The 13,296-nt window shown below is 69.5% G+C and carries 12 protein-coding genes; 6 read left to right on the top strand and 6 right to left on the bottom strand.

Going from position 1 to position 13,296, the window contains the following annotated elements; translation table 11 throughout:
* Nucleotides 1–12: 12 nt before the first annotated feature.
* Nucleotides 13–1,008, bottom strand: coding sequence for an ADP-ribosylglycohydrolase family protein (locus ACEN2M_RS11005; RefSeq protein WP_441648166.1), 996 nt, complete (start codon nucleotides 1,006–1,008; stop codon nucleotides 13–15).
* Between the two features lie 212 nt (nucleotides 1,009–1,220).
* On the opposite strand from ACEN2M_RS11005, the gene ACEN2M_RS11000 reads away from it, so the two are divergent.
* The 3 genes from ACEN2M_RS11000 to ACEN2M_RS10990 are packed head-to-tail and all read left to right on the top strand — an operon-like array spanning nucleotide 1,221 to nucleotide 3,510.
* Nucleotides 1,221–2,042, top strand: coding sequence for an amino acid ABC transporter substrate-binding protein (locus tag ACEN2M_RS11000; protein ID WP_441648165.1), 822 nt, complete (start codon nucleotides 1,221–1,223; stop codon nucleotides 2,040–2,042).
* A gap of 9 nt (nucleotides 2,043–2,051) precedes the next feature.
* Nucleotides 2,052–2,720 carry an amino acid ABC transporter permease gene (locus tag ACEN2M_RS10995; protein ID WP_441648164.1) on the top strand — a complete coding sequence of 223 codons (669 nt, stop codon included), beginning with the start codon at nucleotides 2,052–2,054 and terminating at the stop codon, nucleotides 2,718–2,720.
* Nucleotides 2,707–3,510 carry an amino acid ABC transporter ATP-binding protein gene (locus tag ACEN2M_RS10990; RefSeq protein ID WP_441648163.1) on the top strand — a complete coding sequence of 268 codons (804 nt, stop codon included), beginning with the start codon at nucleotides 2,707–2,709 and terminating at the stop codon, nucleotides 3,508–3,510. The genes ACEN2M_RS10995 and ACEN2M_RS10990 overlap by 14 nt, the downstream gene beginning before the upstream one ends.
* A 46-nt stretch (nucleotides 3,511–3,556) precedes the next feature.
* Here ACEN2M_RS10990 and ACEN2M_RS10985 read toward each other — a convergent pair whose 3' ends face one another.
* Nucleotides 3,557–5,338, bottom strand: a complete 1,782-nt coding sequence (locus tag ACEN2M_RS10985) for an oleate hydratase (protein ID WP_441648162.1) — start codon at nucleotides 5,336–5,338, stop codon at nucleotides 3,557–3,559.
* 115 nt (nucleotides 5,339–5,453) lie between these two features.
* Between ACEN2M_RS10985 and ACEN2M_RS10980 the strand changes: the two genes are divergently transcribed.
* Nucleotides 5,454–6,149, top strand: coding sequence for a Pr6Pr family membrane protein (locus ACEN2M_RS10980; RefSeq protein ID WP_441648161.1), 696 nt, complete (start codon nucleotides 5,454–5,456; stop codon nucleotides 6,147–6,149).
* An 87-nt stretch (nucleotides 6,150–6,236) separates the two neighbouring features.
* Complete coding sequence (locus ACEN2M_RS10975; RefSeq protein ID WP_441648160.1) at nucleotides 6,237–6,632, top strand: tyrosine-protein phosphatase; 396 nt, start codon at nucleotides 6,237–6,239, stop codon at nucleotides 6,630–6,632.
* On the opposite strand, the gene ACEN2M_RS10970 is transcribed toward ACEN2M_RS10975, so the two are convergent.
* The 3 genes from ACEN2M_RS10970 to ACEN2M_RS10960 all read right to left on the bottom strand — a co-directional run bounded on the left by ACEN2M_RS10970 (nucleotide 6,625) and on the right by ACEN2M_RS10960 (nucleotide 11,320).
* The gene (locus tag ACEN2M_RS10970; protein ID WP_441648159.1) at nucleotides 6,625–6,996 is read right to left on the bottom strand and encodes a DUF2834 domain-containing protein; all 372 of its coding nucleotides are present in this window, start codon (nucleotides 6,994–6,996) and stop codon (nucleotides 6,625–6,627) included. The genes ACEN2M_RS10975 and ACEN2M_RS10970 overlap by 8 nt on opposite strands.
* A 62-nt stretch (nucleotides 6,997–7,058) precedes the next feature.
* Nucleotides 7,059–10,166, bottom strand: a complete 3,108-nt coding sequence (locus ACEN2M_RS10965) for an AAA family ATPase (protein WP_441648158.1) — start codon at nucleotides 10,164–10,166, stop codon at nucleotides 7,059–7,061.
* Entirely contained in the window at nucleotides 10,163–11,320 is a 1,158-nt protein-coding gene (locus ACEN2M_RS10960) for an exonuclease SbcCD subunit D (protein ID WP_441648157.1), read from the bottom strand. The genes ACEN2M_RS10965 and ACEN2M_RS10960 overlap by 4 nt, the downstream gene beginning before the upstream one ends.
* Nucleotides 11,321–11,428: 108 nt before the next feature.
* Here ACEN2M_RS10960 and ACEN2M_RS10955 point away from each other — a divergent pair, with 108 nt between their 5' ends.
* A complete protein-coding gene (locus ACEN2M_RS10955; protein ID WP_441648156.1) occupies nucleotides 11,429–12,166 on the top strand; it encodes an SDR family oxidoreductase in 738 nt (245 codons plus the stop codon).
* On the opposite strand, the gene ACEN2M_RS10950 is transcribed toward ACEN2M_RS10955, so the two are convergent.
* Complete coding sequence (locus tag ACEN2M_RS10950; protein WP_441648155.1) at nucleotides 12,160–12,429, bottom strand: DUF559 domain-containing protein; 270 nt, start codon at nucleotides 12,427–12,429, stop codon at nucleotides 12,160–12,162. The two genes, ACEN2M_RS10955 and ACEN2M_RS10950, sit on opposite strands and share 7 nt — an antisense overlap.
* Nucleotides 12,430–13,296 lie beyond the last annotated feature (867 nt).

Genomic DNA, 13,296 nt, shown 5'->3' with positions numbered 1-13,296 from the left:
ACGTCACGGCGTCTACTTCACGGCGTGGAGCCGAAAGGTTTCGCGTTCGCCGGCCTCGTTGGTGTCCCGGCCGTGCGCGGCCAGCACCGAGAGGCGAACCAGGTCGGCCCCGCGCAGGCCCGGCCAGCCCTGCACCAGCCGGCGCCATTCGCTGGGCACCGCGGCAAGTCCCCACCGGGCGGCGAGCAGGCCACCGGCCACTCCCGCCACGGCGTCGGTGTTGCCGCCACCCCGCACCGCGGTTTCGAGGCCGAACCGGTACTGGTCGGCATCCGTGTCGTCGGTCTGCACGATGGCCGACCAGGCCCCCTGCACCGCCTGCACCACCCAGCCGTTGCGGGTGAAGTCGCGGGGTTGCCGGCGTTCGGCGTGGTCGATGCGCGCCGACCACAGTTCACGGCGGCCGGGCGACAGCGTGCCCAGGCCCACCCGCAGGTCGAGTTCACCGTTCAGCACGGCATGCCGGATCGCCAGCCCCCACAGCACGCAGGCGTCGCCGGCATCCGTCTCGCAGTGGGTGAGGTCGCTCAGCCGCCGGGCCGCGTCCGCGAGGGCCTCCGGATCGTGCAGGAACGCCAGGGCCACCGGGGCGGTGCGGAGCAGGCAGCCGTTGCCGGCGCTCCGGCCGACCCTGGCGTGCTGGGCGCGCGCGGCGGAACGCACACCGGCGGCCGTCGGCTCAGGTCCAGACAGCGCGGCTCCGAGTTGCAGGCCCGCGAACGGTGCCGTGTTCGCCCAGTCCACCCACTCGGCGGCAATCACATCAAGGGTCGACTCCTCCCGCAGGTCGAGTCCGTCGGCCGCGGCACGCGCCACCGGGATGGCCAGGGCCGTGTAGTCGGTCCACTCCCCGCGCGCCCAGTTCGCACCGCCGCCGCCACGCATGCCCACCGGAGCGGCGGGCGCCAACGGTCCGGCGTAGGCGAACCCGGCGCCCAGGGCATCGCCGCAGGCCATTCCGAGCAGAACGGCGGCCGAACGATCGTGTTGAACCATCGACAGTTTCACGCGTACTCCTTCGGGTTGAGTGCGACGGCGGCAGCCTATGCCGAAAGACCCGGGCCCGACAGGTGCTCGAACGGGGGCCAGGGGCCCCCTCGAGCACGTCATCCGGCGTCATCGGAATATTCCCCGGGGCCCCGGACTTGTTAACCTCGGTGTAGGGGCGCAAGCTCCCGCACAGCCCTGAACCTCGATCAGCACATTGGATGAACCCACACATGAAGCGTCGCCTCGTCTCCGCCACCGTCCTCACCCTCGCCGCAGTGGTGGCCCTGACCGGGTGCAGCAGCTCCGCCGGTGACTCCGGCAGTGACGGCGCCACGGCCGGAACCGACGACTCGCTCAGCTCGGTGCTCGAGTCCGGCACCCTGACCGTGGGCACCGAGGGCACCTACCGCCCGTTCTCCTTCCACGCAGACGGCTCCGGCGACCTCACCGGCTATGACGTCGAGGTGGCCAAGGCCGTCGCCGACGAGCTGGGCGTCGACATCAAGTTCGAAGAGACCCAGTGGGACGCCATCTTCGCCGGCCTCGAGGCCGGCCGATTCGACACCATCGCCAATCAGGTGTCGATCACCCCGGAGCGCGAAGAGTCCTACGCGTTCTCCACCCCGTACACCTACTCCACCGGCGTGATCGTGGTGCCGGAGGACAACACCGACATCACGTCGTTCGAGAGCCTCGCCGGCAAGACCACCGCCCAGTCGCTCACCAGCAACTGGAACACCCTGGCCACCGAGAGCGGCGCCACCGTGCAGGGCGTCGAGGGCTGGGCGCAGTCCGTGGCCCTGGTCGAGCAGGACCGCGTCGACGCCACGATCAACGACAAGCTCACCTACCTCGACTACAAGAAGCAGACCGGCGCCGCCGGGCTCAAGGTCGCCGCGGAGACCGAGGACCGCTCCGAGAGTGCGTTCGCCTTCGCCAAGGGCGGCACCGCGTTGGCCGACGCAGTGTCTGACGCTCTGGCGACGCTGAGCGAGAACGGCACCCTGGCCGCCATCTCGGACACCTACTTCGGGGCGGACGTCTCCAAGTAGGCTCGCCCTATGCCCCCCTCCACCTGGCAGCTCATGCTCGATTCGCTGTGGCCGATGCTCAGCGGTGCGATCAAGGGCACCATCCCGCTCGCGCTGTCGTCGTTCGCGATCGGGCTGGTGCTGGCCCTGCTGCTGGCGCTGATGCGGTTGTCCAGGCGGCGTTGGCTGTCGTCGATCGCCCGGGTGTACATCTCGCTCGTGCGCGGCACCCCGCTGCTGGTGCAGCTGTTCGTGATCTTCTACGGCCTGCCGTCACTCGGGGTCGTGATCGATCCCTGGCCCAGCGCCATCATCGCCTTCTCGATCAACGTCGGCGGCTACGCTGCCGAGGTGATTCGCGCAGCCATCCTGTCGGTGCCGAAGGGGCAGTGGGAAGCGGCCTACATGGTCGGGATGTCGCACCAGCGTGCGCTCACCCGCATCATCCTTCCGCAGGCCGCCCGGGTATCGGTGCCGCCGCTGTCGAACACCTTCATCAGCCTGGTCAAGGACACCTCGCTGGCCTCGCTCATCCTGGTCACCGAGCTGTTCCGCGAGGCCCAGCAGGTGGCGGCGTTCAGCGGGCAATTCATGGCCCTCTACCTGGAGGCCGCCCTGCTCTACTGGGTGATCTGCCTGGTCCTCTCCAGCGGCCAGGGCGTGCTCGAAAAGCGATTGGACCGGTATGTCGCCCACTGACCAGCTGCTCACGGTGCGCGGCCTGCAAAAGAGCTTCGGCGCCAACCAGGTGCTGAAATCGGTGGACCTCACCGTGGCCCGCGGCACCGTGCTCGCGCTCATCGGCCCGTCCGGCTCCGGCAAGACCACGGTGCTGCGCTGCCTGAACGGTCTCGAGATCGCCGACGGCGGCACCATCAGCGTTGTCGGCGCCGACGACGCCAGGCATGCGCCGGTGACCATCGACTTCGCCGCCGCCCACGGCACCCGTGGTGGCGTGCCCAAGAAGGCTCTCACCAACCTGCGGGACCAGTCCGGCATGGTCTTCCAGCACTACAACCTGTTCCCGCACAAAACCGTGCTCGAGAACGTGATGGAAGGCCCTGTCGTCGTGCAGCGCCGCCCACGGGCCGAGGTCGAGGCCGAGGCGCTGGCGCTGCTGGAGCGTGTGGGACTAAGCGACAAGCGCGACAGTTACCCGTTCGAGCTCTCCGGCGGCCAGCAGCAGCGGGTGGGCATCGTGCGCGCCCTGGCGCTCCGGCCCACCCTGCTGCTCTTCGACGAACCCACCAGCGCCCTCGACCCCGAACTGGTGGGCGACGTGCTGAGGCTGATCAAGGAGCTCGCGGCCGAGGGCTGGACCATGGTGATCGTCACCCACGAACTGGAATTCGCCCGCGAGGTGGCCACCGAGGTCGCATTCGTCGACGGTGGCACCATCGTGGAGCACGGCGACCCCAAGGTCATGCTGCGGAACCCCCAGCACGAACGCACCCGGCAGTTCCTGCACCGGCTGCTATTCCCCTTCTAGCCATTTCCAGCCTCGTCCAGCCTCTTCCAGCCTTTGCTCCGGCGGTCTAGCTGGTCAGCCCGAACTCGGTGAGCAGCTCGCCGATCTCGGTGCTGCCCAGCTTCTTCACGATGCGTTTCTGCACGAACCCGGGCACCGGCATCTTGAGTTCGGCGCCGTCCCGCAGCCGGCTCATCGCCGCGAGCAGGCTGCGCACGTCGTAGGTGGAGTTGAAGACCTCCGGCACGCCGCGCTCGATGCCGAGCAACTGGTAGGCGGCTTCCATCCCCGTGCGCACCGAGTACTCGGTGGTGAAGATGGTGTCGCGGGTGGTCTCGGCGAACTGGCCGATGAAGGCGAAGTTCACCGCGCCTTCGGGCACCACCTGCGGCCGGTCGCCGGCCACGCGGGGCAGGAAGAACGAGGTGACGTACGGCATCATCACCGGCACGGCCTGGGCGGCGTTGGCGGCGAGGTCGGGAATGTCGGCCACCGGGACCCCGAGGTGGAAGAGCCACTCCTGGGTGATTTCCTCGCCCGTGCAGTCCTGCATCGACTTCTTCACGAAGTCGCCGGGGGTGTCCACGAGCAGGGAATACACCCAGACCACGACCTGGTCGGGGCTCTGCTGCTTGAAGTGCGGCTGCCGGTTCACGGTCCAGCTGAGCAGCCAGCTCGAGTCGCGCGCGGTCACGATGCCGCCGGTCACGACCTTGCCGCTGAACGGGTCGCGCTTGGCGATCTTCTCGATGTAGGCGGGGATGCGCGCGTCGAGGGTGGTGACGGTGGCCGACTCCCACTTGCTCTCGGCGATGTTCTCGCAGAACACCTCCGGACGGCCGAACGCCCTGTCGTTGCGGGCGATGTTCTTCCAGAGGTCCCAGGCCGGCGCTGGCCCCTCGTTGAGCGCCGCCGGGGTGTGCTGGTCGCCGTCGGTGGAGTTCTCGGTCAGCGACCCGATGGTCGTGAAGACCAGGTCCTTCTCGCCGAGCTCCACGCTGCCTTCTGTCACACCGCCCGGCGCACCGTCGGTGAGCCAGTGGATGCGGGTGGCCTGCTTGCGGCCGGCGCTGATGTTGATGTCGAAGTCGAGGTCGGTGACCTCGGTGCTGAACCTGAAGGTGACACCCTGATCGAGCAGCCAGCGGTAGAGCGGCAGCACCAGGGACTCGTACTGGTTGTACTTGGTGAACTTGAGCGCGGTGAAGTCGGGCAGCCCGCCGATGTGGTGCACGAAGCGGTGCAGGTAGAGCTTCATCTCCAGCGCGCTGTGCCACTCCTCGAAGGCGAACATTGTGCGCCAGTACAACCAGAAGTTGCTGGCCAGGAAGTCGGCCGAGAAGACCTCGTTGATGCGCTTGCCCTCCATCTCGGCCCGCGGCGCGAGGAACATCTTGGTGACCTCCTTCTGCGCCTTCTCGCTCAGGGTGAACAGGCCGTCGGTGTGGGCATCCTGGCCCTGCTTCTCGGTGACCCGCTGCAGGGAGGAGTTGGGGTCGTCCTTGTCGAGCCAGTAGAACTCGTCGAGCACGCTCGCGCCCTCGATCTCGATCGACGGCACCGACCTGAACAGGTCCCACAGGCATTCCATGTGGTCTTCCATCTCGCGGCCGCCGCGGATGACGAAGCCCTTCTTGGGCGCCTTGATGCCGTCCAGTGCTCCGCCGGGTAGCGTCAGCCGCTCCAGGATGGTGATGGTGCTTCCGGCCATCTGCCCGTCCCGGATCAGGAACGCCGCGCCGGCGAGCGAGGCCAGGCCGGCGCCGACGAACCAGGCCGTGCGCCCGTCGACGCCCTCCGGCTTCCGGGGCCGGGCGAAGGCTTCGTAATTGCCGCTGCTGTAGTACATCTGCATCTCCCTGTGAATCCGAACGGTGGTGTCCAGTCGAACACGCATCCGCGAATAATGGAGCGCGCTCATTAACGATGCTACTCAGCAGCATGCCCGGCACTAACCTGATCAGGTGAATTCACCAACGATGCCCAGCCGGGGCGACGCCGGCCCCACGCCCTTCCGCCGCATCGTCGGGGTGCTGCGCATCCTGCTGGCCGGGCTCGTACTCGCGGCCATCGTTACGCAGATCACCGACCAGCTGCTCAACGACGCGTTCGACCCGGCCGGGTACTTCGGTTTCTTCACCATCCAGTCCGGCCTGATGAACGTGGTGGTACTCGTCGTGGGCGGCGTGCTCGCCCTGCGCCTGGCCGCCGAACCCGAACTGCTGGCACGGGTGCGCATGTCGACTCTCGCCTACGCCGTGATCACCGGGGTGGTCTACAACCTGTTGCTGCGCAACCTGCCCGCCGACGGCACCTTCGTGGGGGTCAGCTGGCCCAACGAGGTGCTGCACGTGTGGGCGCCCGCCCTGATCCTGCTGGACTGGCTGCTGGCACCCGGGCGACCGGCGCTGGCCTGGAAGCGGATCTGGTTCGCGTTGATCTACCCGCTCACCTGGCTGGCCTACGCGCTGCTCCGTGGCACGTTCACCGACTGGTGGACCTACCCGTTCCTGAACCCCAACGAGCCGGGCGGTTGGCCGTCTGTGCTGCTCTACGTTCTGGTGATCGCCGTAGTGATCGTCGGCATCGCCGCAGCCGCGATCGGCCTGAGCCGCCTCGGCCGCCGCGAGCCGGCACGGCTGGAACCCGAACCGGCCTGAGCGACATCTGCCGTTCACCTCGACGACCGATACTGAGCCGAACGTGGCCAACGGGCCATGCGATGACGCAACGTTCCGGAGGGTGACATGAACGGTCAAGCTGCTGAGCACACAACCGCACACAAGTCCGACTACGCCGAGTTGGTCGCCCAGCACGGTCGGGACCTGGCCGACGCCGTGGCCGTTCTCGCCGACGGAGACGGCCCGCTGCTCGTGCACGGAACCGGCGGTGAGCACCAGACCGGCCTCGTTCTGGCCCTGGCGCTGCTCGCCGCCGGTCTGACCCACGAGGAGGCCGTGGCCGCGGCCCTGCCGGCAGAATCGCGTCCGGCCGCCCTGCTACAGGCCCTGGCCGGCATCGGCGCCCTCGGCGGTCCCGAACCGTACCTGCTGCGGCACGGGCTCACGGTGTCGCACTTCCATGCCCTGCGCGAGCGGTTCGCCGGCGACGAGGTCGGCCTCGCCGCCGGAGACGTCAGCTGAGGCCCGAGCGCACCAGCCGGCGCTCCCGCATGGCCAGGAACAGCGGGAAGCCGAAGGCGAAGGCGATGAGCAGCCCCACCACCACGTAGGCCCAGCCCGCCTTCATGCCGAGTCGGCGGGCCTCCACGATGATGAAAACGCTCCCGGCGATGGCCACCACCAGCAGGTCGGTGGTCAGCGATGACACGGCCGGGCCGCTCATGGTCCAGTCGGCGATGAAGTTACTCGCCTCCACGATCGCCTGGATGTTCCAGGTCCAGGTGCCGATCAGCCCCACCACGGCCAGGGCCAGGTAGATGAAGGTGAGGGTCGTCCAACCGGCGGCGGCGGACGACGTGTCGGGGGTGGCGTCAGTTCGGCTCATGACCACAGTGTGCCGCGATCTGGTCGCTCGCGGCACATCCGTTGTCGATCAGCCGACCGATCCTAGGACACCGCCACGGCCGCCCGGTCGATCTCGCTGTACCCCTGGGCGGTCACCCGGATCGAGAGTTTCGCCGGGATCTGCTCCTTCATCGACTCGACGTGGCTGATCAGCCCGATGGTGCGGCCACCGGCCCGCAGGCCGTCGAGGGTGCTCATGGCGGTCTCGAGGGTTTCGGCGTCGAGGGAGCCGAACCCCTCGTCGACGAACAGGGTGTCCAGGGCGATGCCTCCGGCCTGGTTGGTGACCACCTCGGCCAGCCCGAGCGCCAGCGCCAGGGACGCCAGAAAGGTCTCGCCGCCGGACAGCGAATGCGTGGCCCTGGCCCGGCCGGTGTGTTCGTCGCGGATCGCGAGGCCCAGCCCGGCCTGGCTGCCGCGGTACTGCAGGGCGTCGTCGTGTTCGAGGGCGTACCGGCCGCCAGTCATGGTGCGCAGCCGGTTGTTCGCGGCCGCGATGATCTCCTCGAGCTGCGCGGCGAGCACGTAGGTTTCGAGTTTCATGCGCTTGGTGTTCGGGTCGTCGCCGTGCACCACGGCGGCGAGCTGGCGCACCTGGGCCTGTGTGGCGAGCATGTCGGCGGCGAGGGCGAACCTGGTGCGGGCATCCGCCACCAGGGCCGTGAGCGCCGTGGAGCGTTCGCGCAGCGACTCCCGCCGGGCCACGGCGTCATCGCGGTCGGCGGCGGCCTTGTCGCGGGCGAGCCGCGCGGGATCGAGGTCGATGGGGTGCTCGGGCAACCCGGTCAGGTCGGTCTCGGCCAGCACGCCGCGGGCGCCGGCGAGTTCGTCGTCGTAGGCGCGGATGGCGGCCTGGCCGGCCTGGATCTCGGCCGGGCTGAGCCGGGCGCTGACAGCGGCGGCCTCGTCGGCGAACCCCTCTTCCAGGAGCTGCGCGGCCAAGGCGTCGCCGGCCGCGTCGGCGGCGCGGCGCGTCGACGCGGAATGCGCCAGAGCGTCGGCCAGGGCACGGGCGGCGTCGAGCTCGGTCTGCAGCAGGGCGACCCGCTCGGTCACGGTGTTGAACCCGGCGCGCTGGGCATCGATCCGGTCGACGATGCCGGCGCGCTCGGTGCGTCGCTCCGCCAGGTGCAGGGCGGCTTCGTCCCGCACCAGTTGCAGGGGCGCCACGGCGGCCTGGGCCTCGGCCTGGTCGGCGCGCAGCCTGGCGAGCTCGGCTTCGAGAGCGGGCACCCTGGCGAGGTGCCCGGTGGCGACGGTGAGCGCGTCCCCGGCCTGGCGCAGCACGGTGTCGATCTCCTCGGCGTCGCCGTCGCCGGCCCGGGTGCGAGCCGCGGTGAGCAGGGTGGCGACACTCTGGGACTGGGTGCGCGCGGCGTCGACGGCGGCCTGCCGGCGGGCCATCAGGCTGCGGGCGTCATCGAGGTCGGCCTCGGTGACGGGTTCGGCGTCGCCGGTCTGGGGCGCCGGGTGTTCGGTGGCCCCGCAGACCGCGCAGGGGCTGCCGTCGACGAGGCCGGCGGCGAGCTCAACGGCGAAGCCGCCGAGCCGGGCGTCCACAAGCTGCTGGTAGTGCAGCGCGGCCGCGGTGTTCTCCGCCACGGCTTCCCGTTCGGCGCGGTGAACCCCCACCAGTTCGGTTTCCAACCTGCGCACGTCGTCGAACGCGGCCAACGCTGCCTCGGCCCGGTTGAGCGCCGCCTCGGCCTCGGGGGCGCGGGCGGCGCCGAGGGTGGCCGCGGCGAGGGCGTCCGAGGCAGCGTCGATGCGTTCGGGCAGGGCGAGCAGCAGCAGCCTCGCGTCGTCGAGGGCCTCGACGTGGGCCGCCAAGCGGAACTCGAGGGCGGCGATCTGTTCGTCGAGGCCGGGCAGGCGGCGTTCCTCGAGGAGCAGGTCGTCCAGGCCGCCGAGCTGGCGCAGCCTGTCGTCGATCAGGCCGGTCAGGCCGGCTGCGTCGTACAGGGCATCGGCCGGGGCATCGGGCGAGGCATCGGCGGAATCGGCGACCAGCCGCTGCCAGGCTGCGCGCGCGGCCATCTCGGCAGCATTTGCCGCGGCGACGGCGTTCTGGGCGTCGGAACGCGCCCGCACCTGCGGCCACACCCTGGCCGCGCGTTCGGCCGCCCGCAGCGCGTCGCGACGGTCGAGCATGTCGTCGCCCCGGCTTTCGAGGGCGGTCAGCGTGCGCTCGGCAGCATCCCGGCGGTCCTGGCGGCGCCGGCGGTCCTCCTCGTTTTGGTAGCGGGCGGTGGCCGTGGCCAGCGCGGTCGAGGCGGTCTCGGCCCGCCGGGTGGCGGCCGCCAGCCGTTCGTCGAGGGTGCCGAGGGCGGCCTCGAACCAGCCCAGGTCGGGGTCGGTCGGCTCGGCTGCGGCGGCATCGCCGGCATCGTCGGCCCCGTCGGCACCGTCGGCACCGTCGGCACGGTCAGCATCGCCGGCACCGTCGGCACCGTCGGCACGGTCAGCATCGCCGTCGCGCCAGAGCTGGCGCAGTGTCGCCGCCACGATCCCGTCGATCTCGTGGCGCACGAGCGCCAACTCGTCGTCGAGCACCTTGCGGCGCGCGAGCAGCTCGGTCTCCAACTGCTGGAACCGCAGCGTGCCGAACAACGTGCGCAGCACGGTGAGCCTGTCGTCGGTCTTGGCCAGCAGAAAGCGTTGGAACCGGTTCTGGGCGAGCAGGATCACCTGCAGGAACTGGTCCTGCTTGAGCGGCAGGATGCGGCTGAGCTCGTTGCCCACATCCACCGGGCGGGCCGCGATGCCCACCCAGTCGCCCTCGGCGCTGTCGTACCGCTCCAGGCGCGCATCCGGTTGTGACGTAGTGGTGCCCACGCCGCGCTTCTTGGGCTTCTCGTATCGCGGGGTGCGGTAGACCCGATAGGCGTCGCCCTTGAGGGTGAACTCGAGCTCGACGAAGCTGGGGTCGGCGGGGTCACAGTGGTCGCTCCGGAGCCTGAGCTCACTGCCGTCGAACCTGGGCACGGAGCCGTACAGGGCGAAGCAGATGGCGTCGAGGATGCTCGACTTGCCCGCACCGGTCTTGCCGGTGATCAGGAATATGCCGTCGGCGTCGAAGCGGGTGAAGTCCACCTCCTGCTCGGTCTTGTACGGGCCGAAGCCGGCGATGCGCAGCCGGGTGATCTTCATACCGCGGCGTCCGTCGTCTGGCCGAGCACCTCGGCGACGAGGTCGCGCTCGAAGTCGCTGAACCCCACGCCGTTCCGCACGAACTCGAGGAAGCCGGCGACGATCTCGGGGTCGCTCTTGTGCTTCACCCGGGCAGAGTAGGTCGAACCCGCGGCGGCCTCGGTCACGGCAGGGCGGTGCTCGAGGGCAACGCAGTGCGGGAAGCGCTTCTGCAGGGTGCGCATGCCGTCGAGCGGGCGCACCCGGTCGGTGAGCACCGCGGCGACCCAGTCGGATTCGTTCGCGGTGAAGGCGTCGTCGTGGGTGAGCGTCTCCAGCTCCCCGGTCAGCACGCTCAGGCGCCGCGGAATCGGCAGGTCCACCCACTCCACCGCGGCCAGGCCGGCGGCGTCGAGGTCGACGAGCCAGGCCCCGCGGGGCTTGTCGGCCTCGGCGAAGGAGAAGTGCAGCGGGGCGCCGGAATAGCGCACCCTGTCGCTGATTCTGGCCCGGCCATGGATGTGGCCGAGCGCCACGTAGTCGGGGCCGTCGAAGACTGAAATAGGAACCAGGTCGAGGCCGCCGGCGCTGATGTCGCGCTCCACATCGCTGGCGGAATCGCTGGCGGCGACGCCGGCCGCGAAGCAGTGCGAGAGCACCACCGACCGGCCGCCCCGCTCGGCGAGGTCGGCGCGCACCTGTCGCATGGCCAGGCCGAGCACCTGTTCGTGGGTCTTGAGCAGCTCGTCGGGGTAGTGGTGCCGCACCAGTGCCGGCTCGAGGAACGGGATGCCGTAGAAGTGCACGGGCCCGTGCTCGTCGTCGATGCTGATCGGTGTGCGGTACTGGTCGAAGCCCGTGACCACGTGGATGCCCGCGAGCCCCGCCCACTCCGACTGGAAGCCGAGCCGGGTGGCGGAGTCGTGATTGCCGCTGGTCAGCACGACGCGCGCGCCGGTGGCGTGCAGACGCGACAGGGTGCCGCTGAGCAGGGCATAGCTGTCGGCGGAGGGCGTGGCCGAATCGAAGATGTCGCCGGCCACGGCAACCACGTCGACGTGACGCTCGCGCACGATGTCCACGAGGGCATCGAACACCACCCGCAGGTGCTCCTGGGTCTGATGGGTGTGGAAGGTGCGCCCGATGTGCCAGTCACTCGTGTGCAGGATCTTCATGACTCTCACGCTACCGTCGGCCACCGACAGTACTGGTCTGAGCCCCGCGCGTGTACATTCCCCGTCGAACTCGTTTACCCGACGTCGACCGGAAGGTGAGGTAACACCATGGCTCGTGTCAGCGGCAAAGTCGCACTGATCAGTGGCGGAGCACGGGGGCTGGGGGCCGCGATGGCCCGCCGCCTGGTGGAGGAGGGCGCCCAGGTGGTGATCGGCGATCTGCTCGGCGACGAAGGCAAGTCCCTCAGCGCCGAACTGGGCGACGCCTGCCGGTACGTGCACCTCGACGTGACGCGGGCGCAGCACTGGGATGCCGCGGTCGCTGTCGCCGTGGACGAATTCGGTGGGCTCGACGTGCTCGTGAACAACGCCGGGATCGTGAACTTCGGCCCGATCGAGGAGTACACCCTCGAGTCCTGGAACGACATCATCGCGATCAACCTCACCGGGGTGTTCCTCGGCATCAAGGCGGCGGTGCCGGTGATCATCCGTTCCAAGGCGGGCTCGATCATCAACGTGTCCTCGACCGCCGGGTTGCAGGGCTACGAGGCGCTGCCGGGCTACGTGGCCGCGAAGTTCGGGGTGCGCGGCCTCACCAAGTCGGTGGCCCTCGACCTCGGCAAGTACAACGTTCGGGTCAATTCGGTGCATCCCGGCGCCATCGCCACCCCGATGACGGCCGGGCTGGACACCCCGCAGAACCACGTGGCACTGCACCGCGTCGGCCAGGCCGTCGAGGTGGCCAACCTGGTGCTGTTCCTGGCCAGCGACGAGTCGAGCTTCTCCACCGGCGCCGAGTTCCTCACCGACGGCGGCGAGTTGAGCGGCCTCGCCCACTATCAATAGGGAGCGCCGCGGGCCCGCACCCGCCGCGCGATGCGGGCGACCAGAAACTGCAGCACCTGCCAGCCGTTGTCTTCGAGCCGGCCGACGCGGCGGATGTCGGAGCGCCACTGGGCGCGATCGGTGCGGTGCTGGTCACCCTGGTATTCGATGAGCACCTTGTAGGCGGGATAGGCGAGGTCTCCTCGGGCCAGGAACCTGCCGCCGGCATCGAACACGTTGTAGTTGCACTCGGGTTCGGGTAGCCCGGCGAGCACGATGATCACCCGGAGCAGCGACGAGCTCGCCCAGGGTGAGCACCGCGGCGAGGTCGAGCCAGGTGCGGGCCGGGCCGGTAAGCCGTAGCGCCCCCCTGTCGACGAGGTCGTCGGGGGCGATCCGCAGGCTGTGGCCGACGATGTCGCGCGCCACCATTGCGGAATCAGGTGCAGTGACGCCGACATGCACTGGTCGCGTCCGGGCAAGTCGGGCGGGTATGGGCAGGCCGAGCAACAGCGCCGCGGTGGTGTGCGTGAAGAACGCGTCGGGCTTCATCCGTACCAGAAGGGACCGGCAGAGCGCCTCCACCTCGCTGCGGCGCGCGGGACCCCGTGTCGCCCCAGACCCGGTACTACTCCTGGCGCTCGGGCCATCGGCTGGGCGCGCCGCCGGGGTTCGGATGCCCCAGAAGGGCCGGTCGAGGTCGCCGCTCCACAGCCGTGAGCGGCCAACCCCGGCGTCGAGGGCATCGCCTACCCGAAACGGGCGGTCGGCCCATCCGTCGGGGAGTGGGATGCGTGCGGTCACCGGTAGAGAGTGCCTCACAGCGCGGGTGCCGCGCTGGAATTCTCCACAAGGGACTCCCCGAGCCGGCCGCTCGGCTCTCGTTTCGGAAGAAAGCACCTTCCTTGGTTTGCCGCCCCCTGCGAAGTTTCGAAACGAGAGCGCTTGTCCCCGTGTAGCGCCCCGGAAACGTCCGGCTCGCGCTCAGGGATCTTTGTTTATCTGCGTTTGTGTTGACTTTCAAAAACAAACGGGTCTAAAGTCAGGCATACAAAGTTTTGGGTCCGGTTCACCGGATCGCGCAGCCCGCAGTAGTTCACCCCGCAGTTCACCCGCAGTTCACCCCCGTAGTTCTCACCGTCGAGGAGGCC

Source organism: Cryobacterium sp. W22_MBD10_FK3 (genome assembly GCF_052113745.1).
In the GTDB taxonomy this organism is placed as follows: Bacteria; Actinomycetota; Actinomycetes; order Actinomycetales; family Microbacteriaceae; genus Cryobacterium.
Note: the sequence above shows the minus strand (reverse complement) of the source record. Positions and strands in the feature narration are given on the sequence as shown.

What these genes read in the sequence shown, in the direction of transcription:
- ACEN2M_RS10985 (WP_441648162.1), bottom strand. Translation starts at nt 5,338, where the DNA reads ATGTACTACAGCAGCGGCAATTACGAAGCCTTCGCCCGGCCCCGGAAG.
- ACEN2M_RS11000 (WP_441648165.1), top strand. Translation starts at nt 1,221, where the DNA reads ATGAAGCGTCGCCTCGTCTCCGCCACCGTCCTCACCCTCGCCGCAGTG.
- ACEN2M_RS10970 (WP_441648159.1), bottom strand. Translation starts at nt 6,996, where the DNA reads ATGAGCCGAACTGACGCCACCCCCGACACGTCGTCCGCCGCCGCCGGT.
- ACEN2M_RS10990 (WP_441648163.1), top strand. Translation starts at nt 2,707, where the DNA reads ATGTCGCCCACTGACCAGCTGCTCACGGTGCGCGGCCTGCAAAAGAGC.
- ACEN2M_RS10960 (WP_441648157.1), bottom strand. Translation starts at nt 11,320, where the DNA reads ATGAAGATCCTGCACACGAGTGACTGGCACATCGGGCGCACCTTCCAC.
- ACEN2M_RS10995 (WP_441648164.1), top strand. Translation starts at nt 2,052, where the DNA reads ATGCCCCCCTCCACCTGGCAGCTCATGCTCGATTCGCTGTGGCCGATG.
- ACEN2M_RS10955 (WP_441648156.1), top strand. Translation starts at nt 11,429, where the DNA reads ATGGCTCGTGTCAGCGGCAAAGTCGCACTGATCAGTGGCGGAGCACGG.
- ACEN2M_RS10975 (WP_441648160.1), top strand. Translation starts at nt 6,237, where the DNA reads ATGAACGGTCAAGCTGCTGAGCACACAACCGCACACAAGTCCGACTAC.
- ACEN2M_RS10965 (WP_441648158.1), bottom strand. Translation starts at nt 10,166, where the DNA reads ATGAAGATCACCCGGCTGCGCATCGCCGGCTTCGGCCCGTACAAGACC.